Here is a 26,446-nt window from a genome sequence, read left to right on the forward strand (position 1 = left end):
AAATTCAAGGGCCGTTTCAGCTTTACGCTGAAACGGCCCTTTCCGTAGAAATCGCCTTTATTTTACGTCTTTGATTGCCTGCTCGGCAAACGAGGTGTTAATCAGCTTGTCGTACGGAACGCTTTGCTTCAGCTCGCCGGCCTGAGTCATAACCTCCTGCAGAAGAGAGAATTCCTCCGGCTTTAAAATCGGATTGGGGCTCCAAGCCTCAATTTCCTTATAGTGCTGTGCGACCGTGGTAAGCAGCTTGACATCCGTGTCCGGGAAGGAGGGCGCCATTGCTTTCGCGATTTCTTCCGGGGTGTGCGAATAGACCCATTTCTGCCCCTTGTAAACAGCTCTGGTAAAGCGGGCGATAAGGTCGGCATTCTTTTCAATATAGCTCTTCTTGGCACAGTAGGCGGTGTAGGGAATCTCTCCGCTTTCCTTGCCGATGGAAGCTACGATGTATCCTTTTCCCTGTGCTACAATCTGGGAAGCAGCCGGCTCAAACATGGTCACATAGTCGCCCGTGCCGTTGATGAAAGCCGGGCCCATCAGCGCATATTGGATGCTGTCGTCCAGTTTGGTGTCCTTCTTCGGGTCCAGCCCGTTTTTGCGGATAACGTACTGCAGCGTCATGTATGGCACGCCGCCCTTTCGGCCGGGGAGCACTACTTTGTTGCGGATTTTATCCCATGTAAAGTTCGGATCCGGCTGCCGTCCGAGCAGGAAAGAACCGTCGCGCTGGGTTACCAGCGCAAAGATTTGCGCGCTGTCGGTCTTCCCCTCGTTGTAAACATAGATGGAAGCCTCCGGCCCGGCAAGCCCAATGTCGGCGTTGTTGGACAGGATTGTCGACATTACCTTATCGGTCCCCTCCGCGGTAGCAATCTCCAGATCGATTCCTTCCTCCGCGAAAAAGCCCAGGTTGACTGCCGCGTACTGCGGTGCATAGAAAACGGAGTGCGTGACTTCGCACACTCTTACTTTTACCTTCTGCTTATTTTCCGTCGCAGCTTTTCCGCATCCTGCAACAGCCGCCAGCATGACTGCAAGACAGACGGCAACCGCGGACCATTTTAACATTTTTTTCATACTCTTAGCCCCTTTCTTAAACGGTATGCGGGAAAATTTCCCTTTCTTATCGAATAATCTGTTTCATACCAGATTACGGTATCCTTTTTAATGGCCGTACCACTTCAGAACCAGCTTCTCCAGAAGCGCCACCGCCTCATACATCACCGCCGCAACAACAGAGAGAATAATCACGCTGGCCATCACCAGATCCAACTTGAAAACCTGGCCGCCGTAGACAATCAGATAACCCAGTCCGGCTTTTGACACAAGGAATTCTCCGGCAATGACGCCGACCAGCGAAAGACCAATATTGATTTTGAGGGAATTGAACAGAGTGGAAATATTGTAGGGAAATACGATTTTCGTAAAGATCTGCCTTTTGTTCGCACCGAAAGTCGCGGCCATCCGGATATATTCATTGTCGGTATGGCGGAACCCGTTGAGCATCTCCAGTACGGTAACAATCAACGAAATGGCCAGCGCCATGAAAATGATGGCCTGCGTGCCCGCGCCGACAATGACAATGATAACGGGGCCGAGCGCAATTTTCGGCAGACTGTTCAGCACCACCAGATACGGTTCGCTCACTTTGGAAGCAAAGCTGCTCCACCAGAGGGCAATGGCGAAAAGCGTACCCAGAACCACTCCCAGCAAAAATCCCACCAGCGTTTCATAGACCGTTACGCCCATATGCATAAACAGATCGTTCTGCGCCATGTTCAGAAAGGTCTGCCAGATGCGGGACGGCTGACTTAATATAAAGCTGTCGATCAGACCCAGCCTTGCGGTTATCTCCCACTGGGCAATAAAAATAGCCAGAACGGCAATTTGGCAGAATCGGATCATTTGCTTCCTGTGTTTCTTTTTTTCCAGGTATTTTGTACGTTCTTGAGAAAGTGTTGGCTTATTCATCCGCTGACAGCTCTTTCCATATATGATCGAAATACGTTCTGAATTTGGGGCTGTTCCTGCAGGTCAGGGGCGTTCTGTTTTCATCCTCAAAGTCGACTGCAAGGATCTCCTTCACCCGGGCGGGGCGTGCGCTCAGAACCATGATTTTGTCACCCATACTGATACTTTCGGGGATATCGTGCGTCACCATGACGGTGGTAATGTTTTCTTTCTTTAAAATCCGGTAGACGTCGTCGGTTACAGTCAGCCGGGTCTGATAATCCAGCGCGGAAAAAGCTTCATCCAGCAATAAAATATCGGGATTGATCGCCAAAGTGCGGATGAGAGCCACTCTTTGCCGCATTCCTCCCGACAGCTGCGCCGGATATTTATCACGAAACTCATAGAGCCCGTAGGTTTTTAAAAGCTGAACCGCCCGTTCCTGATTTTCCGGGGACAGCATTTTCCTTACTTCAAGTCCGAACAACACGTTTTTGTAAATCGTGCGCCAGTCCAGCAGATTGTCACGCTGAAGCATATACCCGATGTGAGGAGAAGTCCCCACGATTTTTTCTCCGTTTACAAACACTTCGCCGGCAGTCGGTTTTAAAAGACCGGCAATAATTGAAAGCAAGGTAGACTTTCCGCAGCCGCTTGGCCCGACAATGCTGACAAATTCTCCTTTTCCCACCACAAAACTAATTTTATCCAGAGCAGATATTTCTCCGTTTTCCGCCTGATAGGTTGCTTCTATATTCTGAACTCGGAGTACGTCCAACGGTATCACCTCATCTTTCCGTTCATTGTTTTCAAAGGACGGTATACCTCTTAAATAATTCGCCTTTGGTATAAAATATGTAAAATAGAGAGATTTGTGAAAATATATCTGCTGTCGGGTCATCATAAAGTACGGAAATGCTCCCGCATTTTTAATACTCCGAGAAAAAATCGTATCGAAAAAAAAGGTTTTCTGTCGAAAGAGCAGGACAAATATCCGGTTGAAAAAAATGAAATCCGTGTTACTATAGAGAGATAGTAACGTGAAAGCGTAAAACTTGTCAGATGACGGGAAATCGCGCAACGCAGGCGCAGTCAACACGGTAAGCAAATTGTGAAACAATTTGCGTTTGCGCCGCTTCAGTCTGACAGTAGAGAGGACGATCATGATTTATCTTGATTACGCGGCCAACACCCCTGTCTGTGAAGAAGCTTTGCAGACGTTCTGTGCAGTGTCGCGGGATTATATTGCAAACCCGAATTCACCCCATCCGCTGGGTCTGGCGGCAAAGGAACGGCTGGACGCGGCAACGGAGCAGATTGCCGATATTCTGCATGTAAAACCGGAGGAAATCATTTACACCTCCGGCGCCAGCGAATCCAACAACCTCGCCATCAAAGGCGCCGCCGGGCAGTATCAGAAATACGGAAAGCACATTATCACCACATGGCTGGAGCATTCTTCGGTGAACGGAGCAATGGCGGCCCTGCAGGAACGCGGCTTTGAAATTGAATATGTCGACATTCAGGAAAACGGTCTTGTGGATTTGGAGCATTTAAAAGAGCTTATGCGGGACGACACCATTCTGGTTTCCGTATGCTATGTGGACAGTGAAATCGGAATCCGCCAGCAGATCGGCCGCATTGCGGAATTGCTGGCTGAGTATCCGCACTGCTTGTTCCATGTGGACGCCACCCAGGCCGTGGGCAAAATTCCCCTGGAAATAAGCGGAGCGGATCTTGTTACGTTTGCGCCCCACAAATTTTACGGGCTGAACGGCTGCGGCGTCCTGATAAAAAAAGAAAACGTTCTGCTGGAGCCGCAAATTCACGGCGGGACAAGCACTACCCCGTTTCGCAGCGGAACGCCCGCGCTGGGCCTGATTGCTTCCACGGCACAGGCGCTGGAGTCGGCGGAGAAAAACAGGGAGGAACGCTGCGAAATCGTGTCGGCCATGAACCGGATACTGCGGGACGCGCTGAAAAAATACCCCAAAGTCCGTATCAACAGCACCGCTGAGTCCGTTCCCTACATCCTGAATATCAGCATTGCGGGAGCGAAAGCGGAACAGTTCCAGTCAGAGCTGGCCGGGCGGGGCATCTGCCTTTCCACCAAATCGGCCTGCTGTGCGGCAAACACTCCTTCCCGCCCGGTCTACGCGCTGACAAAAGACCGGCGCGCGGCGCTCTCGACCCTGCGCATCAGCCTGAGCCACCTGACCACGCAGGAAGAAATCGGGATTTTTTTGAAAGCTTTTGACGAATGTTACCGGCAATTTGTAAAATAGAGGGACAATATGGAAAAATATCAACAGGTGGAAACCAGTATCATCAAAAAATACCGCAGGGAAATCTGGATTCCGTTTATCGCGGCCATTAAGGACTACCGGCTGATTCAGCCGGGTGACCGAATCGCGGTGTGCATCTCCGGTGGCAAAGACTCCATGCTGATGGCGAAATGTGTTCAGCACCTGCAGAAGTACAGCGACTTCCCGTTCGAGGCGGAGTATCTGGTCATGGACCCGGGCTACAATCAGGTGAATCGCCAGCGGATTGTCGACAACGCGGAAGCGCTTCATATTCCGATTAAAATCTTTGAAACGAAAATCTTTGACATTGTGGCAAAAACAGAGCAGTCGCCCTGCTATCTGTGTGCCAAAATGCGCAGAGGGCACCTGTATAAGCAGGCGCAGGATCTGGGCTGCAATAAAATCGCGCTGGGTCACCATTTTGACGACGTCATCGAAACCATCCTGATGAGCATGCTGTACGGCGCGGAAATCAAAACCATGATGCCCAAGCTGCACAGCACCAATTTTGCGGGAATGGAGCTGATCCGCCCGCTGTATATGGTGAAGGAAGCGGACATCCTCGCGTGGCGGCGATACAACGACCTTCAGTTTATCCAGTGCGCCTGCCGGTTCACGGAAAACTGTGTGCTGGGCGACAACGGCGGAGCCTCCAAACGGCAGGAGATGAAAGAGCTGGTTAAAAAATTCCGAAAGACCAGCCCGAACATCGATCAGAATATTTTCCACAGCATTCACAACGTCAATCTGGAAACGGTCATCGGTTACCGCAAGGGCGGTGAACAGCACAGTTTTCTGGACGAGTACGACAGCGAAGGCTGAGTTTCCGCTTTGCCGGCCAGTGATGGTAAACCCATCCGCATACTTAGAAGAAATAAAGCTGAAACAATATTAAATACAAAAAAACAGGCGCGGGCTTCCGGCAGTTTTGAACTGCGGGGCCTGCGCCTGTTCTGCTATAAAATATTTTAATCGATTTTACTTTCCACCTGTGATTTTAAGCTGCCCGCTATTTTCATTAGAAACGGCGGCAGCGCCACACCGATATCCGCTACGTTTTCCAAAATACTGATGATTTCGTTGCAGATCAGCCACACCGCGGCGAGGGACGCCACCACACAGCCGAAGTGCAGCTCCGTTCCGGCCTGCCGGGCGGCGTAGGCGAGCAGACTGTCCAAAACGGCGCCCACCGCTACCAGAAGCCACATGCAGATTTTTTTTGCGATGCCGCGAAAGCTTTTATAGCTGCTGATCTTCTGACCGCGGAATTTTGCCGCGGTCAGCCCGGTTCCGTAGTCAATCACGTTGACCGCCGCAAGCAGCAGCACCGGAACAGCCAGCACCCCCAGCCATGCGGAAAGCACGGTGAAAACCGCAATCACAGCTCTTTTGCATTTTTCCATTCCTTTTCTCCTCCTACTGAATTTTAAACTTAAAGCGGCGAAGGGGTTTTTCCCCCGGCGCCGCCGTGTAGATACCGGTTTCCTGACCGGGCTGCCCCACGGCAACCACTGCGAAAAGCTGGTCGTTTCCGGTGCGGGGGAACGGCACAATCGTTGCCACGCCTCCCGTCCCGGCGGTAACGGTGACCGGCTGGGCCGACGTGGTTTTTACAAGATAGTACGTTCCGTGCGCATAGGAAATATCCATAGTGGTATCAATCGCCACAATCGTGCTGACCGGTTTTGGGTAACCGTTATAACCGCCGCCTGGAATTACGGTCGGGTAATCCTTGAAGGATTCATCCAGATCCACGCTGCCGCCGATTCCCGGTACCCTCCCCGTTGAGCTGGTCTGGCGAATGGCACAGGGATAATCCGGTTCGCCGCTGTAGTCGGCAAGCCATACGTCGTAAGCTTTCACAGTAGCCGCGCTGACCCTGCCGGTTCTGATAAAATCATTGTTGGTATACACGCCGACATACCATCCGTCCGCCTTCATCCGTTCCAGAAACGCCCGAATCATTCCGTCAACCTGCGCATTGTCCGGGCTGACCCCGTTTTCGTTGGCATACCGGATAGATTCGTATTCATAATCAAACATAATTGGAAAATCCAGTTTTCCCTTGTAGGGGGCGAGCACTTTTTTGCAGATCTCCGCCTCTGCCTGCGCGTCTGCAACGGACACGGCGTAGCTGAACCAGTACGCGCCGGCATGCACGCTGTGGGAGAGCGCACCCCGGACATTTTCTTCAAATTTGGGGTCCTTCTGGCTGATTAAATTGCCGTATCCCGCCCGGATCATCGCAAACTCAATCCCGGAAGCCGCCACCCTGCCCCAGTCAATGGTGCCGTTGTGCTTGCTGACATCGATTCCTTTCATCCTTGCTGTCCTCCATTCAAACTACTCTTATATGACAGTAATATTCAGGATAAAATGGCGCTGTTCAGGCTAATGATTGAAAATTTTTTATTGCAGCAAAATAATGCTTCCCCGCCGTTTCTGCCAATCAAAAAGCGCTCCGGGCGGGCTTTTCAGCCGCGGCAGAGCGCAGGGCTTTCTAAATAAAGATTTTTCTTGACAAAAGTTATGCACAGTTATATAATGACTGTAAATTCACTGATTATGGAGTCATTCAAATGAAAAAAACATCCCGTCAGTTGCAAAAAGAGCAGACAAAAGAACTCTTAATCAAAACAGCATTTAAACTGTTTTCCGAGCGCGGTTTTCTCAGCACCAGAATTTCCGATATTGCGGGGGCCGCAGGCGTCTCTCACGGCACGGTCTTCGTTCACTTCCCGTCGCTGGACGCTCTGATGGCGGAAGTAATTGAAGTGTATGTCGGTAAAATCGCACAGCGCACACACGAGCTTGCGGATTCCGGCAAGACCCTGCGGGAGGTGCTCTGCGCCCACTTAAACGGCATTCAGGAATACGAGCCGTTTTATACGGCGCTTGTGACGGAAAACCGCCAGCTTCCGCCCCCGGCGCGGGACGCATGGGTCACGCTGCAATCCGTGATCTCCCTGCATTTCAGCCGGGCGGTTCAGCGGGAAACGGAGGCCGGAAAAATCATTCCGATCCCCACTTCTCTGCTGTTCAATATGTGGCTGGGGCTTGTTCACCACTATCTTGCAAACACAGACCTGTTTGCCCCGGGCGGGAAAGTCATTGAAAGATACGGGGAAACGCTGATTGACAATTATCTGAAACTGCTGGCATCAAAAGGAGCTGAATAAAAATGAACCGTTCCCCCGAACTGCTGAAAGCAAAATCCTGCTACGGCCACCTTGGCGGCACCCTGGGCAACCGGCTTTTTGCGCGGCTGCTGGAGCTGGGGTGGTTTGAACGGGACGGTGACAAAGCGACCGTCTTTTCCCTGACCGAGCTTGGAAAGCAGGAACTCAGCAAGCTGAATGTTGATATTTATAAAAGGAGCTAATCATATGAAAACGTGTATTGCCTGCGGAATGCCCATGACAAAGCCGTCCGATTATCCCATGGAGGACGAAAGCAAGGATTACTGTATTTACTGTGCCAGACCGGACGGTTCCATGCAGTCCTACCCGGAAAAGCTGGAGGGTACCGTGTGGTTCCTAATCCGCACGCAGGGAATTGATGAACAAGCCGCCCGGGAACTGGCGGTCAGGACGCTGGCAAGGCTGCCCGCGTGGAAAGAGCAGACCCTTTAACAAAACTTCCGGTCAGCAGTTTCCCTCATACACATACTTCAAATGTCTGCGGGCGATTTCCGCCAGCCGGTAAACGGTTTCTACTGCGGTCGGTGCGCGGTCGGTCATTTGAAAGCAGGGAAAAAACCGGGAAATGTGCAGCGGGATTTCCGCGTCCACCGAAGCAAGCCAACCGGAGAGCGCGTCCATTTCGTCCTCGCTGTCATTTTCCCCGGGAATCACCAAGGTGGTCACTTCCGTGTGGCAGCTTTTTGCCGACAGCTCAATCGCGCGCATGACCGTTTTCAGGTCGCCGCCAACCATCCGGTAAAAACGCTCGGTAAACCCTTTCAGGTCCATGTTCACCGCGTCGATCAGCGGGAGCAGGTCTTTGAGCGGTTCTTCACAGATGCAGCCGTTTGTCACCACGACATTTTTCAGTCCGCGCGCCCGGATGAGGGCGGCGCAGTCCCGGACAAACTCATACCCGACAAGCGGCTCGTTGTAGGTATAAGCAAGGCCGAGGTTCCCCTGCGGCACCAGCTCCGCCGCTTTTTCGGCCAGCGCTTCGGGTGTAACGGAAATGCTTTGGGCGTGTTCCCCGTCCGCCATGGAAATGGAGCTGTTCTGGCAGAACGGGCAGCGCAGATTGCAGCCGTAGCTGCCCACGGACAGAATTTTCCCGCCCGGACAGAACTGGCGCAGCGGTTTCTTTTCAATGGGGTCGAGCGCAAGGCTTGTCACTTTTCCATAGTTGGCACAAACCACTTTGCCGCCGCTGTTTCTGCGCGCGCGGCAAAGTCCGGTCTGTCCCTCTTCCAGAGCACAGTGATGGGGGCAGAGTTCACATACGGTCTTCATTTGTGGCGCACCACCTCAAACCGTTCCAGAGAGCAGGGTTCCCCTTTGCGGAGCCCTGCTTTTTGCATGGCAATAGCAACCTGTTGCTCCGGAGTATCGACCCCTTCCAGATTCGGCAGAAGCAGTCCGCGTTTATGCCCCCCGGTGACAATGACGCCGTAGCGCCGGACATCCAGTTCTTCGATTGTGTCAATCGGTTCCGGCTTATCCAGCACATCCACACTGTAAACCAAAGACGAAAGCTCCTGTTCCGTAACGGGAGCAAAACGCGGGTCCTCCGTACCGGCGCTGACCGCGTTCCTTACGATTTCCTTCGCAACGCAATCCGTTATCGGCCCGATGGTGCCGATGCACCCCCGAAGCTCCCCGTTCTTTTTCAGGGATACGAAAGCACCCGCCCGGCGGCGCAGCATTTCCTCCGGCAGCCCGGCCGGAAGCTTTACCCTCTCCCCGGTACGGACATAGGTTTCCAGCGACAGACGCGCCAGTTTGACATACTCGTCCTCCTGCGACTGAATCCGGTTCAGCCGCCTTTTTTCTTCGGCTTCATAGATCGCGTCAAAGCGCCGGTTTTCGTCGTTACCGGTAATCTGAAAAGCACAGACTCCGTACCCGACCCCAAATGGCCCCTCATAGGAAAGCAGCTCCGGCTGCACGGCTTTTCCATCCAGCGCGCCCGCCATGATGATAAAGGAGCGCAGCCCGCACTCCGCCGCCGCGTCACAGAAATCCGGGCGAAAGGTCAGAAAGCGCAGGAAATCTCCTTTTGCCATTGCGTCGGTCACCTGACTGTCAAATTTGGGGCCCTCTTTTGCAAAGCCGTAAGGCCCGTCCTCTTTGAGCCGGTGTGAAAGATCGCCGCTTGCGAGGAAAACAACCCTTCGTCCCAAAGCTTCCGCCGTTTGCGCAACGCACTTTCCCAGCCGGTAATGGTCAAGCACAGACAGCCCGGAAAGTCCGATGCGAACCAGCTGATAATCGGTATAAAATTCGTTTAAAAAGCGGAGCGGGATCATCGTCCCGTGGTCAAGAGATTTTTCCCGCTCTCCAAAGGTTCCGGCGGCCAGCCCCGCTTTTCCGGCCGCGTCGGTCAGCTCTCGTACAAATTCGCTGTCATACCGGACATCCACGGTAACCTCCGGCGCGCCAAAACGGCCAAAATCCCCGTGAGCGCTCTCGCCGGGAGAAATATGGAAATAATCCGCATACAGGACGGAATGCGGAGAAGTCACCACCACCGTGTCCGGCTTCAGCGCCGCAATTCTGCCCGCAACTTCCCGGCAGGCATCCGTCGTCCTCTGAATTTCCCGTTCCTCCCCCTTCCCTATTTCCGGAAGAATAATCGGAGGATGCGGCATAATAAACGCACCTACAATCGACATAGGAAATCCCCCTTTCCAATTTATAAAGCTATTTTAAAGCAGAGCCGCGTTTACAATAGCATCTGCCGTTTGCTTTGTAATATCTCTCTGAACAATAAAAAATCGCATGGCTTTTCCTTTGTACCAATTCAGATTGATTTTCATCTCTTTCATACCGTTTGTTTTCTTAAATACTATACTTCCCGCGCGGATTTTTCAAGCCTGAAAACGCGCAAAAAGAGCTCTGCCTGTAAAAGCAGAGCCCTTTCGCATTTACGCAACGATTGAAGGACATGCCGGTCTATAAAGCAGCGGAATGCCTGACACAGAATATCAGGACAATTCAAACTGACCGGTAAACAATTGATAGTAGCGCCCTTTCTGGGCAATCAGTTCCTCGTGGCTGCCGCGCTCCAGAATTTCGCCGTTTTCCAGCACAATGATGGCTTTGGCGTTTCGCACGGTGGAAAGCCGGTGGGCAATGACAAAAACCGTCCTGTTTTCCATCAAATGATCCATTGCAGTTTCAATCAGCTTTTCCGTGTGGGCGTCCACAGAACTGGTCGCTTCATCCAGAATCAGTACCGGCGGGTCGGAAACCGCCGCGCGCGCAATGGCAAGCAGCTGCCGCTGGCCCTGGCTCAGGTTTCCGCCGTCGCCGGAAAGCACGGTATCGTAGCCCTGCGGCAATCTTTGGATAAAGGAGTCCGCGTTTGCCAGCTTAGCGGCTTTCACCACCTGCTCCCTGTCCGCGTCTGGATTCCCGTAACGGATATTGTCGGCAATGGTGCCGGTGAACAGGTGGGTATCCTGCAGAACGACGGCGAGCGAATGCCGCAGATCGTCTTTCTTGATGTTTCGGACGTCAATCCCGTCGTAGGTAATGCTTCCGGAGGTAACGTCGTAAAAGCGGTTAATCATGTTGGCAATGGTGGTTTTCCCCGCCCCGGTCGAACCCACAAAAGCGATTTTTTGCCCCGGCTTCGCGTACAGATTGATTCCTTTCAGAACGGGACGGCCGGGAATGTAACTGAACACTACGTCATGAAAACGCACGTCACCCAAAAGCGGAACCAGCCGGGCGGTTCCGTCTTCGTTCGGTACCCTCCATGCCCATTCGCCGGAGTGACCGGAAGTACATTCCGCCAGTGCGCCGTCTTTCTCAGCGGCCCGTATCAGGGTAACCGTACCAGCGTCTGTTTCCGGTTCTTCCTCCATCACTTCAAAAATCCGCTCCGCTCCGGAAAGAGCGGCCAGAATAAAATTCAACTGCTGGGAGAATTGATTGACGGGCATCGCCGTCTGTCGGACATAGACAAGGTAGGAAGCAAGGCTTCCCAGATCAATTTTGCCCGCAATGGCAAAAAACGCACCGATGCAGGCGGAAAGCGCATAGTTGAAATAGGAAATGCTGACTACCACCGGGATCAGAATTCCCGAGTAAGTCAGCGCGCCCGTGGCGGCATCCAAAAGTTTATTGTTGCGGTCACAGAATTCTTCAAAGTCCTTGTTCTCATGGTTAAAGACCTTGACGACCTTCTGCCCCTCCACCATTTCCTCCATAAAGCCGTTCAGACTGCCCATGAATTTCTGTTGATAGGAAAAATAGGCATGGCTTTTCTTTCCGCTGTACCGCAAAAACAGGAACATGCAGAGGAAGGAGAGCAGCACAATGACCGAAAGCTGAAAATTCAGGATAATCAGCACCGTAAACGTACCGACAATAATGATAAAGCTCTGAATCAGTACCGTAAAGCTGTTGTTAAGGGCTTCGGCAATGGTATCGATATCGTTCGTAAAGCGGCTCATCAGCTCGCCATGTGTCTTCGCGTCAAAAAAACTCAGGGGCAGGGTCTGTACTTTGCTGAAAAGGTCATCGCGAAGCTCCTGCACAATTTTCTGCGCCAGCCGGACCATCAGCTGGGAATACCCGTAGGTCGCGGATACGCCGACAAAATAGACGGCGGCCATAAACAGCAGAATTTTGACCAGTCCGGGAATATTCCCCGGGATGATGTAGTCATTGACGGCTGGTTTCAGCAGGTAGGTGCCGAAAACGTTTGCCCCGGCGCTGACGGTAACCATAAATGCAACCAGCAGCAGCGCGCCTCCGTGTTTTTTCAGGTAGCGCCAGAGGAATTTCAGGGTCTTTCGGATATCTTTGGGCTTTTCGTGTAATCTTGTTCTCGCCATTACGCCGTAGCCCCCTTCTGCTGAAATTCATAAATATCGCGGTAAATCGGGTTATGCGCCAGCAGCTCCTCATGGGTACCGGCTTCGTTGATTTTCCCGTCCTCCAGCACCACGATCAGATCCGCGTTTTCAATGGAGCTGATGCGCTGCGTAATGATGATTTTCGTTGTATCTTTCAGGTTTTCCGCCAGTCTTCTGCGAATTTTTGCTTCGGTGGCGGTGTCCACCGCACTGGTGGAATCATCAAAGATCAGAACCTTGGGGCGCTTGAGCAGCGCGCGGGCAATGCACAGGCGCTGCTTTTGTCCGCCGGACACATTGACGCCGCCCTGTCCCAGGTCGGTGTCGTAACCCTCCGGCATCCGGGACAAAAACTCGTCCGCGCAGGCAATCCGGCACGCCCAGTCCAGTTCCTCGTCGGTGGCGTTCTCGTTTCCCCATTTCAGGTTCTCACGGATGGTGCCGGTAAACAGGGTGTTTTTCTGCAGCACCATGCCCACCGCGTCGCGAAGGGGAGCGAGCGGATACTCCTTTACGTCGTGTCCGTCTATTTTCAGACACCCCGCAGTAACGTCGTAAAGCCGGGGAATCAGCTGAACCAGCGAAGACTTTGCGGAACCTGTCCCGCCGATGATGCCGACCATCTGACCCGCGCCGATATGCAGGCTGATGTCGGACAGTACAAATTCCTTCGCCGTCTCCTGATATTTAAAAGAAACATGTTCAAAGTCGATGCTGCCGTGTTCCACCGTTCTGCTGCCCGTACCGTCGGTAATTCCCACAGGCTCGTCCAGCACCTCTGAAATACGGTAAGCAGAGGTCATGGAACGGCTGAGCATCAGAAATACGTTGGAAATCATCATCAGGGAATTCAAAATCTGCAGGACATAGCTTAAAAATCCGGTCAGCTGCCCCACCTGCATGGTACCCACATGGATAAAGTTGCCGCCGAACCAGAGAATGCACAGAATCGTCGCATACATTACAAACTGAAAGCAGGGCATGTTCAGCGCGGCGTAATGGAACGCCATTTCCGAAGAAGCCCGGAACGTATCGTTGACAGCACTGAATTTCATGCATTCGCTGTCGCCCTTCACATAGGATTTGACCGTACGGATCGCGGTCAGATTTTCCTGCACAATGGAGTTCACCCTGTCCAGCGCCTTCTGCATTTTTCCGTACATCGGGCGAAGCTTATGCAAAATCAGAACCAGACAGATCGCCAGTACGGGAATCGCGGTCAAAAAAACCACCGCCAGCTGCGGGCTCATTTTAATCGACATGGCAAGAGCCATCACCATCATGACCGGGCCGCGCACCATCGGACGGATGCCGTTGCAGATCGCGTTTTGCAGGATGGTAATATCGCTGGTCAGGCGGGTAATCAGCGACGGAGTACTGAAATGATCCATGTTGGAAAAGGAAAAGCCCTGCACCTTGCGGTACTCTGCCTTTCTCAGCTCCGCGCCGAACCCCTGTCCGGCCCGAGCCGCCAGACGAGCGTAAATCGCGCCCAAAAGCAGAGAAATCAGCGCACAGGCGACCATGGCAAGACTTTTTTGTAAAATATAATGCGTGTCACGGGTTACGACACCCACGTCGATAATATCAGCCATAATCAGCGGGATCACCAGCTCGAACATGGCTTCCAGCGCAACGCAGATCACTCCTCCGATCAAATGCTTGCGATATTTGTCAAAGTAAATAAAAAAACGGTTTAACACTCATTCCCCTCCATACTCCCCAATAGGCTTATTCAATCTCTTTCCCCGTCAGATTCCAATACATCCGGCTGAGGTAATCCACAAACTGCTCTTTCTCTTTCTCTGTGAACCCCTGCATGGAAACATCCTCTATCTCCCCGCAGAGCTCCTGCCATTTCCCCAGGTATTCGCGGCCCTTTCCCGTGATGGACACCGACTCCGCCCTTCTGCGTTCAGCGGGGTCAGACCGCTGAATCAAGCCGGCCTGCACCATATTGTTCAGAATCTGCGACACGGTGGCCGGCTCAATGTCCAGCGCCGAAGCAATGTCCTTCTGCATACAGTGGTTCTGTCGGGAAAGGTGGTTTAAAATCTTGGGCTGCCCCGGCGAAAGACCAATTTGCGCCATACCGGGCCGCGTCATATTTTTTTGTGCATGAAACACCCTGTTGATTGCCATGTGAAGCGTAACCGGCATAAAATCCCCCCTGTCAGTTAGGAAGCTAACTGTTAGTAACCTAATATTAACTCCATATTCTGGAAGTGTCAAGTTACGAATTTAGCAATTACACCAATTGAAATCCTAATACATAATATATCGTGAGATAATACCAATGCTCACGAGAGGGGAAAAGAAATGACAGACATCAATATGATGATGGATATAGGCGGCCAGGGCTGTGAAATGAGCCCCACTCCTCTTCCGGCAATGCCGGTAGTGGCAATGGCTTATATTCCATTTCAGCAATTTAACACCACTTACACGCCTGAACAAGGATTGGAAATGGGTACTATCTTCCCGGAACTTGACAAACCATTTTTAGGGGGCAGGCGGAAATGAGCGAACAGGAAAGGCTGATGCGCAGGATTAACGCCTACCGTTTTGCGTCCTGGGAACTTCATATTTTTCTGGACACTCATCCCGGCGACTGTAAAGCTGCCAAGCAGCTGGAGGAATACCGCAGGATGGCAGACGACTTAACAGCACAGTACGAAGCGGCCTACGGGCCGATGAACCAGAGCAGTTCAAACACCAGCCGCTGGGCATGGATCGCTGATCCATGGCCGTGGGATGTTAACGAGGGGGGAACCAAATAATGTGGGAGTATCAGAAGCATTTACAGTATCCGATTAATATCAAAAACACCAATCCGAAGCTGGCGCAGCTCATTATTGCACAGTACGGCGGTCCGGACGGAGAAATGGCAGCTTCTCTGCGCTATTTAAGTCAGCGCTTCGGCATGCCGTATCCCGAATTGAAAGCTATTTTGACGGACATCGGCACTGAAGAGCTTGCTCATTTGGAAATGGTTGGAACCATTGTCCATCAGCTTACCAGAAACTTAACGGAAGCGCAGATTAAGGAAGGCGGTTTTGACGCGTATTTTGTGAATCACACAAACGGGGTTTATCCCTCTGATTCCAGCGGAATGCCGTTTACCGCTGCATATTTACAGGTAAAAGGCGACCCGATTACCGATATTCACGAGGATTTAGCCGCAGAGCAAAAAGCACGCAGCACTTATGACAACATCCTGCGCTTTACCGATGATCCGGACGTACGCGACCCGATTAAGTTCCTGCGCGAACGTGAAGTAGTTCATTACCAGCGCTTTGGTGAAACAAAGCGTACAACAGGAATACATGGAGATATCACAAAAGGCGTACCGCCAGCGCGGTACGCCTTTCTATATTATTGTACAATGTCTTTTTATGACTGAAAATCTTCCTTTTTAAAATCAGGGAACAGGCTGGAAAAGCTTTTAAAATCCTTTTCGGACGTGGTACGGTAAGAGTCCTCTACGTCAAACAAATTTTCGAGGAAAAACCGGATGCACTTTTCCGCGTTGAAATCGCCCTGGAAAATTGCCCACAGCAGACCGTTGGAGTACATTACCTGTATCATAAGAATTGCCAGAACCATAGGGTTCGCTTTGTTGCGGAACTGCCCGCGCTCCTGACCTTTTTTTATAATCGTATACTCCAGTCTGAGGATTTCCTTCATCTCGTCGCCGACACGAAACGTGCCCACGTCCTCCGTCAGATTTTTAATCAGGATCTGACGTACGATCTGAACCCCCGCCGTATTGACATAATCAATGTATTTCTGCACCAGAAGCCAGATCTGTTCCATACAGTTGTCCGAAGTCAGAATAGCCGTTGCTTCTGCCGCGGACAGATGCCATGGGAAGAAATAGTAGTGCTTCAGCAAATCGTCTTTCGATTTATAATAATAATAGAAGGTATGTTTATTCACGCCGCTTGCTCTGCAAATATCATTTAGTGTGACGTTTTCAAATGATTTCTCCCGAAATAGACGCGTTGCAGTTTCTCGAATCAGTTTTTTCGTTGGGTTGTCCATTCTATCCACCATTCAGTAAGCCTCCTTCTGCAACTGCAATATTACTTTTTTTCATAATACCAAACATGCGGAAAACCTGTCAAGTAATATTATACCCAAAAAAACTATTGCGCAACCAAATATTATCGTTATTATACAGATTGATATAATTATGGTACCGTAGTACTATAAAGAAAATTTTGGTTTAGGGGGTGATAACCTAATGACCAGACTGATGAAATACTGTACACCATACGTCATACATATCCTGCTCGCTATTATGCTGCTGTTCAGCCAGGCTTACTGCGATCTTGCCCTTCCAAGCTATATGTCGGACATCATCAATAAAGGGATCGCCTCCGGCAACACCCGGGAAATATGGAATATCGGCGCGAAAATGCTGCTGGTTGCGCTGCTGAGCGCTGTCTGCAGCGTAGCGGTAAGCCTGATTGCCGCCCGCGTTGCCGCGGGTGTCTGCCGAACACTCAGGCTGAACCTGTTTGAAAAGGTAGAGACATTTTCGAACGCGGAATTCGACTGCTTCTCCACCTCTTCCCTGATTACCCGCACCACCAACGATATTACTCAGGTACAGACGCTGCTCGTCATGGCAATCCGCATGGTACTGTATGCCCCGATACTGGGAACAGGAGGGGTTTTGCGTGCGCTTTCTAAAAGCAGATCCATGTCATGGGTTATCGGGATAGCGGTAATCTGCCTGCTGTGCCTGGTCGCAGTGGTCTTTGTGGTAGCCATGCCGCGTTTCCGCGTTATACAGAATCTGATTGACCGGCTGAATCTGATTGTCCGCGAAAATCTGGAAGGGATGCTGGTGATCCGGGCGTTCAGCACCCAGCGATTTGAAGAAAACCGGTTCGATAAGGCGAACCATGATCTGACGGATACCAATCTGTTTATTAACCGCCTGATGTCTACCATGATGCCTACCATGATGCTCATTATGAATCTGATTACCGTCCTGATTGTCTGGGTGGGATCGCATCAGGTTTCGGCCCTTCATTTGCAGGTGGGCGACATGCTCGCGTATATGCAGTACGTTATGCAGATTATCCTCGCCTTTTTAATGATGGCGATGATGTTCATCCTGATTCCTCGCGCGTCCGTCTCTGCAGAGAGAATTGCGGACGTACTGGAAACAGAACCGTCCATAAAGAACCGGGAAAACACCCGCGCACCGCAAACCTGCGGGGGAGTAATCCGCTTTGAGCACGTTTCCTTCCGGTACCCGAAGGGCGATCAGGATGTCCTGCATGACATTGATTTCACTGCCGTGCCCGGCCAGACGACCGCCATCATCGGGTCGACGGGTTCCGGAAAATCCTCCATTGTCAATTTGATTCCACGCTTTTACGACCCGACAGAGGGCAGGGTTACTTTGGACGGCGTAGATATTCGCGAGTTTGATATTCACGAGCTCCGGCGGCAAATTGGCTATGTCCCGCAGAAAGGCATCTTGTTTTCGGGTACCATTCAGAGCAATCTGGCCTATGCTGACCCGGACACCGCCACACAGGAAGAGATTACCCGCGCCGCCGAAATTGCGCAGGCGACGGAGTTTATTGAATCTAAGCCCGACAAATTTGAAACTGAGATCGCGCAGGGCGGCTCCAATGTTTCCGGCGGCCAGAAACAGCGCCTTTCCATTGCGCGCGCTCTGGTCAAAAAGCCGCAGATTCATATTTTTGACGACAGCTTTTCCGCCCTTGACTTCAAAACAGACGCAAAGCTGCAGTCGGCGCTGCACGAAAAGACCGGCTGGGCAACGACCATCGTGGTCGCCCAGAGGATTTCAAGCATTATGTATGCCGAACAGATTCTAGTGCTGGAAAACGGCAGGATCGTGGGAAAAGGAACCCACCGGGAACTGATGGACAGCTGTGAAGTGTACCGGGAAATCGCGCTGTCACAGCTGAGCAAGGAGGAGCTTGAATGAGTGAAGAACAAAAGCCGTCCTCTCATTCTCGCGGCATGGGCCGGTTCGGCGGCGGTATGAACGCCCCCGGGGAAAAGGCGAAGGATTTCGGCGGAACCCTGCGGCAGCTTCTGCACTACGCCGACCAGTACCTGCCGCAGATGATTGCGGTTCTGGTTCTGGCGGCGGGCTCGTCCGCGTTTTCCGTCATCGGGCCGAAAATGCTTGGAAAAGTGACTACGAAGCTGTATGAAGGACTGATTGCCTACGCGATGAGGACTGGACTTCTGACAGATTTCAAATATATTGCAAATCATATCCTTTTTTTGGTGGGTCTCTACCTTCTGTCGGCTCTGTTCGCCTATATTCAGGGATATGTGATGTCCGGCATCTCCATGAAAATTGCCTACCAGCTGCGAAAGGACGTCACAGAGAAAATCAACCGGATGCCGCTGCGGTATTTTGACTCCCGTACGCACGGCGAAGTGCTTTCCCTTGTAACCAATGATATCGACACGGTCGCTCAGACACTCAATCAGTCCATGACACAGCTGATTACCAGTGTTGCCACCATTGTCGGCGTACTAATTATGATGCTTTCCATATCGTTTCTGATGACGGCGGCGACCCTGCTGATTCTGCCGCTGTCCGCGTTCCTTTTGGCAAGCATTATGAAGCCCGCGCAGAAGCAGTTCCGTCAGCAGCAGGAATACCTCGGCCACGTCAACGGTCAGGTGGAGGAAAACTACGCGGGGCACAATGTGGTGCAGGCATTCAACGGCGAGGCAAAAGCTGTGGAAACCTTTAAGGGTTACAACAAAAAGCTGTATGAATCCGCCTGGGCGTCCCAGTTTCTGTCCGGCATGATGATGCCGATTATGACGTTTGTCGGCAACCTCGGATATGTCATGGTGTGTATCCTCGGCGGGTATCTCGCCGTTAAAAAGGCCGTGACGGTCGGCGACGTACAGGCGTTTATTCAGTACGTCCGCCAATTTACCCAGCCGATCGCACAGACGGCAAACATTATGAATACGCTTCAGTCCACCGCGGCGGCGGCCGAACGCGTCTTTGCCTTTCTTGCGGAGGAGGAGGAAACTCCCGACCCGGAGAGCCCCGCTTTACCCGATTCCGTCCGGGGAATTGTGGACTTTGAAAATGTCCGTTTCGGCTATACCGAGGATAAAATTATCATCAACGACTTTACCTGCAAAGTGCATGAAGGCCAGTCCATCGCGATTGTGGGGCCGACCGGTGCCGGAAAATCGACGATTATTAAATTGCTGATGCGATTTTATGATATCAACAGCGGCGACATCCTGATTGACGGCCGCTCCATCCGGGATTATACGCGCGAAGGGCTGCGAAGTATCTTTGGAATGGTTCTTCAGGACACCTGGCTGTACAACGCGAGTATTCTGGACAATATCCGCTACGGTTCGTTTGATAAATCGGATGAACAGGTCATGGCGGCGGCAAAAGCGGCGCACTGCGATGAATTTATCCGCGCGCTGCCGGACGGCTACCATATGATGCTGAATGAAGAGGCATCCAACCTGTCACAGGGGCAGAAACAGCTTTTGACCATTGCACGCACCGTTCTTTCCGACCCGAAGATTTTGATTCTGGACGAAGCGACCAGCTCCGTCGACACCAGAACGGAGGTCATGATTCAGAAGGCGATGGACGCCCTGATGAAAGACCGCACCAGCTTTGTCATTGCCCACCGGCTTTCCACCATCCGCGGCGCGAATATGATCCTTGTCATGAAGGACGGAGATATTGTGGAGCAGGGCAGCCATGACGAGCTGCTTGCCAAAAACGGATTTTACGCAAACCTATACCAGTCTCAGTTTGAAAACGGAGGCGGTGAGGAGGAGGAATGATTCTTTTTCTCGGAGAATCCAACTTATTTCTTAAAGGGGAAAGAGGTACATAACTATGAAAACAAAATTAGTCAAACATAAAAAACTTCTCATCACTCTGCTTTTCGTTCTGGTTATCGGCGGCTGCGCGGGCGTGTTTTATTACTTTTCCGTCAGCGCCAACACACTGAAAACGGACAACGCCCGGGTTACGGCAAAAATGTATACCGTTACGGGCACCTCCGCATCCCGACTGATGGAATGGAACGTTTCCAAAGGGGACTTTGTAGTAAAAAACGAAGTGCTGGGCAGTCAGGAAACCATGCCCTCCATTACTTCTCCCATTGACGGCACAGTGGTCAAATGCGACGCAATCGCCGGTCAGCCGGCCTCCCCCACCACCCCGCTTGCCATAATCGCCGACACGGACGACATGTATATCGGAGTCAACATTGAAGAAACGGAAATTGCGAAGGTGGCCGTGGGACAGAACGTGGACGTGACCATCGACGCGTACGGCGGAAAAGCTTTTCACGGCAAGGTGACGGAGATTGATTCCGCTACACAGACCTATTTTTCAAACGGCCTGACCAGCTTTTCCACCAGCGGGGACTACACCAAAGTCACCCAGCTGATTCCCATCAAGGTTGTTATTGAAAATCCCGATGAAATGCCCATGCTTTACGGAATGAACTGTGAAGTCAAAATCCATCTGCACTGATGAAGGGAGGAAACAGAATATGAAAAAGTTGATTTGCGCTTTTCTCAGCGTTATAATGCTTTTAGTACCGCTTACCTCCTGCAGCGGATCCGACGGCACGGTAAGCGTAACCACCGCAAAGGTGAAAAACACGAACACGCTGGTAACCGCGGACTACTACAGTTCCATCCATTCATCGGATACAACGGCGGTCATTTCCACCGTGACGGCAAAGGTCGTCTCTGTAAACGTCAAGCTCGGGCAGCATGTCAGTGCCGGCGACGTACTGATGCAGCTGGACACGTCCGACGCGCAGCTCGCGCTCAAACAGGCGCAGGCAGGGCTGGACAACGCCAACGCCGCCGCGGAAAAAATCAATTCCGCCGCTACGCAGCAGGCGCTGCAGCAGGCCAGTCAGACGCTGGCGGCTGCCAAAAACGAAGCCCACGACGCAACCGCCAATTATAACGCGGTAAAAGCACAGTACAATAAAAACCTGACCGTCGCCCCGGCACAGGCGGCTTACGACAAAGCACAGGGCGATTACAACAAGGTAAAGCTGATGTTTTCCACCGGGGCGGCAAGCCAGTTTGACCTGACCAACGCGCAGAACGCGCTCACCAGCGCCGCCGCCCAGCTTCAAATGGCAAAAGATTCCGCGCTGAACGCACTGAACGCCGCGGCAACCCGTCAGAAAAACGCACAGAACGTACTCGCCTCCGCGCAGCAGAATGATACCCTGACCCAGCAGACGCTCAATCCGCAAAACCAAGCTTCGGCCAAGGCAGCAGTCGATGCCGCGCAGGTTGCCGTGGACACGGCCCAGAAGCGCATTGACGATTCCCTTGTCAAAGCGCCGATAGACGGAACCGTGGGCGTGGTCAACGTGAAAAAAGGAGATTTGTCCGCCCCGCAGACCCCCGCCTTTCAGATCGTGGGCGGCTCTTATATGACCATTACCGTCAACGTGACGGAATCCCTTGTCGACCGGCTGACACAGGGTCAGAAGGCTACCGTCTTTCTTTCCGCCTCGGGCAGACAGGTGGAAGGGACGGTTTCCGAAATCGCTTCCATGGCACTGCCGCAGACCGGAATGTTCCCGGTAAAGCTGACTGTTGCGGACAACGGCAAGCTCAGGGACGGCATGCAGGCGGCGGTTCATTTCAATGAAACCGGCGTTCCCGGCACCGTACTGGTACCGGTTCGCTCCGTTCTGAATCAGGACGGTAAAAGTGTTGTTTACGCCGTGCGCAGCGGAAAAGCGGCGCAGGTGGAAGTAACGGTTTCCGATACGCAGGGAGCGTACGACGCCGTCAAAGGCCTGAACGACGGAGATGAAGTGGTCGTTCAGGGCATTAAAAAAGTAAAAGACGGCTCCAGTTTGCATATTGTTTCCAATATCAACGGATAAGGGAGGAATTGATCTATGATAAAACGTTTTTTAGCCTGTTTTCTGGCCGCGGTGATTTTCGCTTCGGCTTCCGTCCAGTCCGCTTTCGCCGCGTCTGACGATGCATGGGATTTTAAAAAAGTCCGGTACAGCGACATTGAGTCTCTGGTGGAGGACTGTGTGAATTTCAGCAGCACCCCGGTTGACGCACTGCAGGGTTCCTACGGTGCTTTGAACAGCTACGCGTCCATCCTGACCGGCCAGCTGAACAGTGAAACGCCGGGAACTGACGCGTATACGGCCCTTGCTGCCCAGCTTGCCGCCGTCAAGGCAAATATGGCGGGAATCAGCGTGACCATCGGAATGCTGGAACAGTCCATGAACGGAAAAGACAGCCCCAAGGAATCCACCGTGATTGCCGCGGATACTCTTTTCATCACCTACAACAGCCTTCGTAACCAGCAGAATGAACTGAGCAGAAAGCTGGGAGTATTTAATCAAAATCTGCTCAATCTGCAGCAGCTTCATGACGCGGGCTACCTCAGCGACCTTCAGTTGGCGAAAACGCAGGAACAGGGTTCTTCTCTGCAATCCGGGATTTCCGCCATGCAGGTGCAGATTGACGGAGTAAAGCGCAGCTTCAACACTCTTCTGGGCCGCGATTACAATGAAAAGCTCGACATTCAGCCTCTTCCGATTTCCGAGCTGAACGATATGAAAGACATGGATTTCAGCGATGATCTGGATGACGCTCTTTCCAACTACTCTGGTGATCTGACCGGCTCCGGTTACTATAACGACGAGTACAATGAAGAAAAAGGCAGCTTTGCGGCTTCTTTCAGAAAGCTGTACGATACCGTAAACAATAAAAACGCCGTTCTGGCTACGGAACAGAAAAATCTGGAGACCGAACAGAAGATTTTCAACGCCTCTCAGCTGCAGTACGACATGGGACTTCTTTCCAAGCTGGACCTCAACTCCGCACAGGATACGCTGGATACCCAGAAGGCAAAAGTCCAGTCCGCCCAGACCGACCTGTTCACCGCATACGAACAGTATCTGTGGGGTAAAAATTACGGAATCATCAACGCGAACGGCTAAAACACTGAATCACTTATACCGGGAGAAGGAAGCATCCTTCTCCCTTTTCTTATCTGAAAAGTACAGCCTCTCTCTTTCCCGGACATACATTTTCATTGTTTGTTCGTCATAAAGTGTAGAGTGAAAAAAGGGGCTGATTCCATGATAAACGAAAAAAAGTATCAGGAAGAAGTGCGGTCAGTTCTCTGTGGGAGCAAACGCGTCACCGTTCGTAACCTGACGCCGGTATGTGCAAAGGAAGAAAAAATAAAAGCCAAAACAAGAATCAATCAAACGCTTTATGAAGTATTTTCAAAATACGGGTGAAACCGTAACCGCCTAAAAAAGGGGATGAGCGGGTGATTGCGATTTATGCCCGGCAGTCGGTCGACCGGGAGGACAGCATTTCCACCGACAGCCAGATCGAAGCCTGCCGCTACGAAGCCAAAGGAGAAGCTTGCCGGGAATATGTTGACAAAGGATACAGCGGAAAAAACACGGACCGGCCGCGTTTTAAGGAGCTGGCGGCAGATATTGAAAACGGCGAGATCTCCAAAGTAATTGTCTACCGGCTTGACCGCATCAGCCGTTCCATTTTAGATTTTTCCAATATGATGCTTCTTTTTGCAAGGTACCGGGTGGAATTTGTGTCCTCTACGGAAAAATTCGACACCTCCACTCCCATGGGACGCGCCATGCTGAATATCTGCATGGTATTTGCTCAGCTCGAACGGGAAACGATTCAGCAGCGCGTGACCGACGCGTACTATTCCCGCAGCGAAAAGGGATTCTACATGGGCGGCCGTGTTCCCTACGGGTTCCGGCTGACCGACACGTTTCTGAACGGAAAACGGACAAAAGCCTACATTCTGTGTGAAGAAGAGGCCGACCAGATCCGCCTGATGTACGGCCTGTATGCCGATCCCCAAACATCCTACGGGGACATTCTGGCTTATTTGAAAGAGCACGGACTTTCCTGCCGGGGAAAGCCCTGGTCGCGGGCACGCGTCGCCGACCATCTTAAAAATCCGATTTATGTTCAGGCCGATCTGGACGTTTATGAATTCTTTCAGCAGCAGGGCACCGTTATTGAATCTCCTCAGGAGGACTTTGCGGGAACAAACGGATGCTACTACTATAAGGGCCGAAAAGCAACCGGCCGCAAACAGGCAGACCTAAAGGATAACCGGCTGGTACTCGCGCCCCATGAGGGAATCATTCCGTCGGATCTATGGCTGAAATGCCGGAGAAAGTGTCTGCGGAACAAGCAGATTCAACCCGCGCGCAAAGCGGTAAACACCTGGCTGGCCGGACTGGTGAAATGCGGAAATTGCCATTACGCGCTGACCTTTAAAAAATATCGCACCCGTCGGTCACGCTATCTGCTCTGCAGCCGGAAAATAAATGCAAAGGCATGCAAAGGCGCCGGTACCATTTACGCCGATGAGTTTGAAGCCCTGATTTTCAGGGAATTGCTTAGGAAACTGGAGGATTTCCCGGTGCTTCTGGGCGGGAAAGCGGCTCCGGAAAGCCCAAAATCCGCCGAATTGCGGATAGAACGGAACAGGATTCATCAGGAAATAGACGCTCTGATCCAAAAAGTACCGCTGGCAAACGAAACCCTGATGTTGTTTATCAACCGGCGTATGGAAGAACTGACCGCAAAAGAAGCAATACTGGAACAGGAGCTTACAGACTGCGCCCTGTCCCGGGAAAATGACGCCTGCCCCAACCGTATTGACGGTTATCTCAGCCGGTGGGACTCCCTTTCACTGGACGACAGGCGGACCGTCGCCTGCAGCCTGATTGAAGTCATCTACGCGACCGACGAGCAGGTGGAGATTTACTGGAAACTATAACGGGAAGACCCTCCTGCGTTTTCCTTTGCGCTGATTGTGGCCCCTTTGTGCGCTTTGGCGAAGGCCTGCGCATTATCACCGACCAGCTGGATTCCAAGAATTTCTATGCCTTCAATCCGGCATTCGACATGAAAAAATAAACAGGTGCAGGTATGGTAATAGCCCTTCCGCTAAAAAATGCGGAAGGGCTATTTTATAAACAGTATAAAAACCCGCGGGATGGTTACAGGAGCTGAATGCTCTTACGCAACCCCAATCGTGAGAAGAATATTTGCGAACGTTCTTTTTTCCCCTGTGAATATGGCAAGACGGACATTGGGCTTGCAGCAGGCATCGTAGAACTCCTGCCGCTCTAAACCGCCCAGATCCATTCCGCCCAGAATATTTTGAAATTCTGCAAAAATTGGCGGCTGCTCCCCGGTTGGGACCATCACTTCCGCTTTTTCAAAATTGACGACCTCACTGAGGACTTCGAGCACCTGGGTCACTTCCGGAATGCCGCTGGTAAGCCCCAGGTAAACCTTGGCTGCGCTTCCGCTCTTCGAATCAAGTGGATAGTTGCCGTCGGCAATCAGGATCTTGTCGCCGTGGCCGCAAAGAGAAACAAGGCGCATAATTTCCGGATGAATGCAAGCTGTTTTTAACATAACTACTCCCTCTTATCTCTCGTTTTCTCTCAGGCTGCCCAGAGTCCCGCCCGGATGCCACTTTACATAATCCTTTGGCGTAATTCCGCGATTGACCTGAAGTACCACGCTCAGGCCCTGAAGGACGACCATTTCCGCAAGGACAGAAAGGCGCGGCGCACGGTTTAGCGGGCCGCCCTCCTGACCGACTCCCGCGAACAGGCAGGCATCTCCCTTTTTAGCGAGCCAGGATTCCGAATTTCCTGTTACGGAAATCACCTTGCAGCCGTTATTTTGAATCGCTGCAACCGTAGATTTCAGTTCTGCTGTTTCCCCGCTGTTGGAAATACAGATCACCACATCGCCGGCAACAAGCTGACCGCAGGAGCCGTGCACGGCTTCGGTGCCGTGCAGGAAATAGGTCGGCGTACCGGTGGATGACAGCAGAGAAGCCATATAAGCGGCAACATGGGAAGGCTTGCCAATTCCGGTAATATGTACGCGTTTTCCGTTCTTCTCCGCATCAAGGATCAATTCAACCGCTTTTTCGTATCCTTGACTCGAAATCGTCTCGGCAAACCCGTCAAATTCTTCTTTTGCCACACTGACAAAAGCATGCAAAGCCTCCCGGCTTTCTTTTTTTATCATAAATATTCCTCCTTTGAGA

At 51.8% G+C, this 26,446-nt stretch carries 28 protein-coding genes; 15 read left to right on the forward strand and 13 right to left on the reverse strand.

Translation table 11 applies throughout. The features are described from left to right. Positions 1-57: 57 nt before the first annotated feature. From J5W02_RS05670 to J5W02_RS05680, 3 genes are all read right to left on the reverse strand, one after another. Positions 58-1,077, reverse strand: a complete 1,020-nt coding sequence (locus J5W02_RS05670; RefSeq protein WP_219964707.1) for an ABC transporter substrate-binding protein — start codon at positions 1,075-1,077, stop codon at positions 58-60. Positions 1,078-1,164: 87 nt separating this feature from the next. Next, a complete protein-coding gene (locus J5W02_RS05675; protein ID WP_219964708.1) occupies positions 1,165-1,971 on the reverse strand; it encodes an ABC transporter permease in 807 nt (268 codons plus the stop codon). Next, positions 1,964-2,728 (reverse strand): ABC transporter ATP-binding protein, encoded by a 765-nt coding sequence (locus J5W02_RS05680; protein WP_255575591.1) that lies wholly within the window; start codon positions 2,726-2,728, stop codon positions 1,964-1,966. Before J5W02_RS05680 ends, J5W02_RS05675 begins: the two co-directional genes overlap by 8 nt. A gap of 385 nt (positions 2,729-3,113) precedes the next feature. On the opposite strand from J5W02_RS05680, the gene J5W02_RS05685 reads away from it, so the two are divergent. Beyond that, entirely contained in the window at positions 3,114-4,235 is a 1,122-nt protein-coding gene (locus tag J5W02_RS05685) for a cysteine desulfurase family protein (protein ID WP_219964709.1), read from the forward strand. Between the two features lie 9 nt (positions 4,236-4,244). Further along, the gene (locus J5W02_RS05690) at positions 4,245-5,078 is read left to right on the forward strand and encodes a tRNA lysidine(34) synthetase (protein ID WP_219964710.1); all 834 of its coding nucleotides are present in this window, start codon (positions 4,245-4,247) and stop codon (positions 5,076-5,078) included. A 146-nt stretch (positions 5,079-5,224) separates the two neighbouring features. Here J5W02_RS05690 and J5W02_RS05695 read toward each other — a convergent pair whose 3' ends face one another. Together J5W02_RS05695 and J5W02_RS05700 are read right to left on the reverse strand one after the other, a co-directional pair. Then, positions 5,225-5,659, reverse strand: a complete 435-nt coding sequence (locus tag J5W02_RS05695; protein WP_219964711.1) for a phage holin family protein — start codon at positions 5,657-5,659, stop codon at positions 5,225-5,227. A 13-nt stretch (positions 5,660-5,672) separates the two neighbouring features. Then, the gene (locus tag J5W02_RS05700) at positions 5,673-6,578 is read right to left on the reverse strand and encodes a glycoside hydrolase family 25 protein (protein ID WP_219964712.1); all 906 of its coding nucleotides are present in this window, start codon (positions 6,576-6,578) and stop codon (positions 5,673-5,675) included. Between the two features lie 257 nt (positions 6,579-6,835). Here J5W02_RS05700 and J5W02_RS05705 point away from each other — a divergent pair, with 257 nt between their 5' ends. Genes J5W02_RS05705 through J5W02_RS05715 form a run of 3 tightly spaced genes read left to right on the forward strand, consistent with a single transcriptional unit; the run spans position 6,836 to position 7,888 of the window. Next, on the forward strand, positions 6,836-7,435 hold the full coding sequence (locus tag J5W02_RS05705) for a TetR/AcrR family transcriptional regulator (protein ID WP_219964713.1): 600 nt from the start codon (positions 6,836-6,838) through the stop codon (positions 7,433-7,435). A 2-nt stretch (positions 7,436-7,437) separates the two neighbouring features. After that, complete coding sequence (locus J5W02_RS05710; RefSeq protein WP_219964714.1) at positions 7,438-7,638, forward strand: hypothetical protein; 201 nt, start codon at positions 7,438-7,440, stop codon at positions 7,636-7,638. A 4-nt stretch (positions 7,639-7,642) separates the two neighbouring features. Continuing rightward, positions 7,643-7,888: a zinc ribbon domain-containing protein gene (locus tag J5W02_RS05715; RefSeq protein WP_219964715.1), complete on the forward strand. Its 246-nt coding sequence runs from the start codon at positions 7,643-7,645 to the stop codon at positions 7,886-7,888. 12 nt (positions 7,889-7,900) lie between these two features. Here the strand turns inward: J5W02_RS05715 and amrS are convergent, their stop codons facing one another. From amrS to J5W02_RS05740, 5 genes are all read right to left on the reverse strand, one after another. Further along, positions 7,901-8,728, reverse strand: coding sequence for an AmmeMemoRadiSam system radical SAM enzyme (gene amrS / locus J5W02_RS05720; protein ID WP_219964716.1), 828 nt, complete (start codon positions 8,726-8,728; stop codon positions 7,901-7,903). Beyond that, positions 8,725-10,110, reverse strand: a complete 1,386-nt coding sequence (gene amrA / locus J5W02_RS05725; RefSeq protein ID WP_219964717.1) for an AmmeMemoRadiSam system protein A — start codon at positions 10,108-10,110, stop codon at positions 8,725-8,727. The genes amrS and amrA overlap by 4 nt, the downstream gene beginning before the upstream one ends. 312 nt (positions 10,111-10,422) lie before the next feature. After that, the gene (locus J5W02_RS05730) at positions 10,423-12,282 is read right to left on the reverse strand and encodes an ABC transporter ATP-binding protein (protein ID WP_219964718.1); all 1,860 of its coding nucleotides are present in this window, start codon (positions 12,280-12,282) and stop codon (positions 10,423-10,425) included. After that, positions 12,282-14,006 carry an ABC transporter ATP-binding protein gene (locus tag J5W02_RS05735; protein ID WP_219964719.1) on the reverse strand — a complete coding sequence of 575 codons (1,725 nt, stop codon included), beginning with the start codon at positions 14,004-14,006 and terminating at the stop codon, positions 12,282-12,284. The genes J5W02_RS05730 and J5W02_RS05735 overlap by 1 nt, the downstream gene beginning before the upstream one ends. A 28-nt stretch (positions 14,007-14,034) precedes the next feature. Continuing rightward, positions 14,035-14,463: a MarR family winged helix-turn-helix transcriptional regulator gene (locus J5W02_RS05740; protein WP_219964720.1), complete on the reverse strand. Its 429-nt coding sequence runs from the start codon at positions 14,461-14,463 to the stop codon at positions 14,035-14,037. 159 nt (positions 14,464-14,622) lie between these two features. Here J5W02_RS05740 and J5W02_RS05745 point away from each other — a divergent pair, with 159 nt between their 5' ends. From J5W02_RS05745 to J5W02_RS05755, 3 genes are read left to right on the forward strand one after another with little or no spacing between them, the layout of a single operon-like run. Further along, positions 14,623-14,826, forward strand: coding sequence for a spore coat associated protein CotJA (locus J5W02_RS05745; RefSeq protein ID WP_219964721.1), 204 nt, complete (start codon positions 14,623-14,625; stop codon positions 14,824-14,826). Next, positions 14,823-15,083 carry a spore coat protein CotJB gene (locus tag J5W02_RS05750; protein ID WP_219964722.1) on the forward strand — a complete coding sequence of 87 codons (261 nt, stop codon included), beginning with the start codon at positions 14,823-14,825 and terminating at the stop codon, positions 15,081-15,083. The genes J5W02_RS05745 and J5W02_RS05750 overlap by 4 nt, the downstream gene beginning before the upstream one ends. Beyond that, positions 15,083-15,706 carry a manganese catalase family protein gene (locus J5W02_RS05755; protein WP_219964723.1) on the forward strand — a complete coding sequence of 208 codons (624 nt, stop codon included), beginning with the start codon at positions 15,083-15,085 and terminating at the stop codon, positions 15,704-15,706. Before J5W02_RS05750 ends, J5W02_RS05755 begins: the two co-directional genes overlap by 1 nt. Here the strand turns inward: J5W02_RS05755 and J5W02_RS05760 are convergent. Beyond that, positions 15,697-16,359 (reverse strand): TetR/AcrR family transcriptional regulator, encoded by a 663-nt coding sequence (locus J5W02_RS05760; protein WP_255575593.1) that lies wholly within the window; start codon positions 16,357-16,359, stop codon positions 15,697-15,699. The two genes, J5W02_RS05755 and J5W02_RS05760, sit on opposite strands and share 10 nt — an antisense overlap. A 190-nt stretch (positions 16,360-16,549) precedes the next feature. Here J5W02_RS05760 and J5W02_RS05765 point away from each other — a divergent pair, with 190 nt between their 5' ends. From J5W02_RS05765 to J5W02_RS05795, 7 genes are all read left to right on the forward strand, one after another. Then, entirely contained in the window at positions 16,550-18,280 is a 1,731-nt protein-coding gene (locus tag J5W02_RS05765; protein ID WP_219964724.1) for an ABC transporter ATP-binding protein, read from the forward strand. Then, positions 18,277-20,145: an ABC transporter ATP-binding protein gene (locus J5W02_RS05770; RefSeq protein ID WP_219964725.1), complete on the forward strand. Its 1,869-nt coding sequence runs from the start codon at positions 18,277-18,279 to the stop codon at positions 20,143-20,145. Before J5W02_RS05765 ends, J5W02_RS05770 begins: the two co-directional genes overlap by 4 nt. A gap of 55 nt (positions 20,146-20,200) precedes the next feature. Further along, on the forward strand, positions 20,201-20,845 hold the full coding sequence (locus J5W02_RS05775; RefSeq protein WP_219964726.1) for an HlyD family secretion protein: 645 nt from the start codon (positions 20,201-20,203) through the stop codon (positions 20,843-20,845). Between the two features lie 19 nt (positions 20,846-20,864). Next, positions 20,865-22,235 carry an efflux RND transporter periplasmic adaptor subunit gene (locus tag J5W02_RS05780; protein ID WP_219964727.1) on the forward strand — a complete coding sequence of 457 codons (1,371 nt, stop codon included), beginning with the start codon at positions 20,865-20,867 and terminating at the stop codon, positions 22,233-22,235. A gap of 15 nt (positions 22,236-22,250) precedes the next feature. Beyond that, complete coding sequence (locus J5W02_RS05785) at positions 22,251-23,315, forward strand: TolC family protein (protein WP_219964728.1); 1,065 nt, start codon at positions 22,251-22,253, stop codon at positions 23,313-23,315. Positions 23,316-23,456: 141 nt separating this feature from the next. Then, positions 23,457-23,621 carry a hypothetical protein gene (locus J5W02_RS05790; protein ID WP_219964729.1) on the forward strand — a complete coding sequence of 55 codons (165 nt, stop codon included), beginning with the start codon at positions 23,457-23,459 and terminating at the stop codon, positions 23,619-23,621. A gap of 32 nt (positions 23,622-23,653) precedes the next feature. Further along, on the forward strand, positions 23,654-25,153 hold the full coding sequence (locus J5W02_RS05795) for a recombinase family protein (RefSeq protein ID WP_219964730.1): 1,500 nt from the start codon (positions 23,654-23,656) through the stop codon (positions 25,151-25,153). 242 nt (positions 25,154-25,395) lie between these two features. Here the strand turns inward: J5W02_RS05795 and J5W02_RS05805 are convergent, their stop codons facing one another. Both J5W02_RS05805 and J5W02_RS05810 read right to left on the reverse strand, forming a co-directional pair. Continuing rightward, on the reverse strand, positions 25,396-25,800 hold the full coding sequence (locus tag J5W02_RS05805; protein ID WP_219964731.1) for an RbsD/FucU family protein: 405 nt from the start codon (positions 25,798-25,800) through the stop codon (positions 25,396-25,398). 12 nt (positions 25,801-25,812) lie between these two features. Further along, a complete protein-coding gene (locus J5W02_RS05810) occupies positions 25,813-26,427 on the reverse strand; it encodes a KpsF/GutQ family sugar-phosphate isomerase (protein WP_219964732.1) in 615 nt (204 codons plus the stop codon). Between the last annotated feature and the right edge of the window lie 19 nt (positions 26,428-26,446).

Source organism: Caproiciproducens faecalis, from assembly GCF_019448085.1.
In the GTDB taxonomy this organism is placed as follows: domain Bacteria; phylum Bacillota; class Clostridia; order Oscillospirales; family Acutalibacteraceae; genus Caproiciproducens; species Caproiciproducens faecalis.

Excerpts from the sequence above, each read along its gene's own strand:
- J5W02_RS05670 (WP_219964707.1), bottom strand. The coding sequence starts at position 1,077 with ATGAAAAAAATGTTAAAATGGTCCGCGGTTGCCGTCTGTCTTGCAGTC.
- J5W02_RS05675 (WP_219964708.1), bottom strand. The coding sequence starts at position 1,971 with ATGAATAAGCCAACACTTTCTCAAGAACGTACAAAATACCTGGAAAAA.
- J5W02_RS05685 (WP_219964709.1), top strand. The coding sequence starts at position 3,114 with ATGATTTATCTTGATTACGCGGCCAACACCCCTGTCTGTGAAGAAGCT.
- J5W02_RS05690 (WP_219964710.1), top strand. The coding sequence starts at position 4,245 with ATGGAAAAATATCAACAGGTGGAAACCAGTATCATCAAAAAATACCGC.
- J5W02_RS05695 (WP_219964711.1), bottom strand. The coding sequence starts at position 5,659 with ATGGAAAAATGCAAAAGAGCTGTGATTGCGGTTTTCACCGTGCTTTCC.
- J5W02_RS05700 (WP_219964712.1), bottom strand. The coding sequence starts at position 6,578 with ATGAAAGGAATCGATGTCAGCAAGCACAACGGCACCATTGACTGGGGC.
- J5W02_RS05705 (WP_219964713.1), top strand. The coding sequence starts at position 6,836 with ATGAAAAAAACATCCCGTCAGTTGCAAAAAGAGCAGACAAAAGAACTC.
- J5W02_RS05710 (WP_219964714.1), top strand. The coding sequence starts at position 7,438 with ATGAACCGTTCCCCCGAACTGCTGAAAGCAAAATCCTGCTACGGCCAC.
- J5W02_RS05715 (WP_219964715.1), top strand. The coding sequence starts at position 7,643 with ATGAAAACGTGTATTGCCTGCGGAATGCCCATGACAAAGCCGTCCGAT.
- amrS (WP_219964716.1), bottom strand. The coding sequence starts at position 8,728 with ATGAAGACCGTATGTGAACTCTGCCCCCATCACTGTGCTCTGGAAGAG.
- amrA (WP_219964717.1), bottom strand. The coding sequence starts at position 10,110 with ATGTCGATTGTAGGTGCGTTTATTATGCCGCATCCTCCGATTATTCTT.
- J5W02_RS05730 (WP_219964718.1), bottom strand. The coding sequence starts at position 12,282 with ATGGCGAGAACAAGATTACACGAAAAGCCCAAAGATATCCGAAAGACC.
- J5W02_RS05740 (WP_219964720.1), bottom strand. The coding sequence starts at position 14,463 with ATGCCGGTTACGCTTCACATGGCAATCAACAGGGTGTTTCATGCACAA.
- J5W02_RS05745 (WP_219964721.1), top strand. The coding sequence starts at position 14,623 with ATGACAGACATCAATATGATGATGGATATAGGCGGCCAGGGCTGTGAA.
- J5W02_RS05750 (WP_219964722.1), top strand. The coding sequence starts at position 14,823 with ATGAGCGAACAGGAAAGGCTGATGCGCAGGATTAACGCCTACCGTTTT.
- J5W02_RS05755 (WP_219964723.1), top strand. The coding sequence starts at position 15,083 with ATGTGGGAGTATCAGAAGCATTTACAGTATCCGATTAATATCAAAAAC.
- J5W02_RS05760 (WP_255575593.1), bottom strand. The coding sequence starts at position 16,359 with ATGGTGGATAGAATGGACAACCCAACGAAAAAACTGATTCGAGAAACT.
- J5W02_RS05765 (WP_219964724.1), top strand. The coding sequence starts at position 16,550 with ATGACCAGACTGATGAAATACTGTACACCATACGTCATACATATCCTG.
- J5W02_RS05770 (WP_219964725.1), top strand. The coding sequence starts at position 18,277 with ATGAGTGAAGAACAAAAGCCGTCCTCTCATTCTCGCGGCATGGGCCGG.
- J5W02_RS05775 (WP_219964726.1), top strand. The coding sequence starts at position 20,201 with ATGAAAACAAAATTAGTCAAACATAAAAAACTTCTCATCACTCTGCTT.
- J5W02_RS05780 (WP_219964727.1), top strand. The coding sequence starts at position 20,865 with ATGAAAAAGTTGATTTGCGCTTTTCTCAGCGTTATAATGCTTTTAGTA.
- J5W02_RS05785 (WP_219964728.1), top strand. The coding sequence starts at position 22,251 with ATGATAAAACGTTTTTTAGCCTGTTTTCTGGCCGCGGTGATTTTCGCT.
- J5W02_RS05790 (WP_219964729.1), top strand. The coding sequence starts at position 23,457 with ATGATAAACGAAAAAAAGTATCAGGAAGAAGTGCGGTCAGTTCTCTGT.
- J5W02_RS05805 (WP_219964731.1), bottom strand. The coding sequence starts at position 25,800 with ATGTTAAAAACAGCTTGCATTCATCCGGAAATTATGCGCCTTGTTTCT.
- J5W02_RS05810 (WP_219964732.1), bottom strand. The coding sequence starts at position 26,427 with ATGATAAAAAAAGAAAGCCGGGAGGCTTTGCATGCTTTTGTCAGTGTG.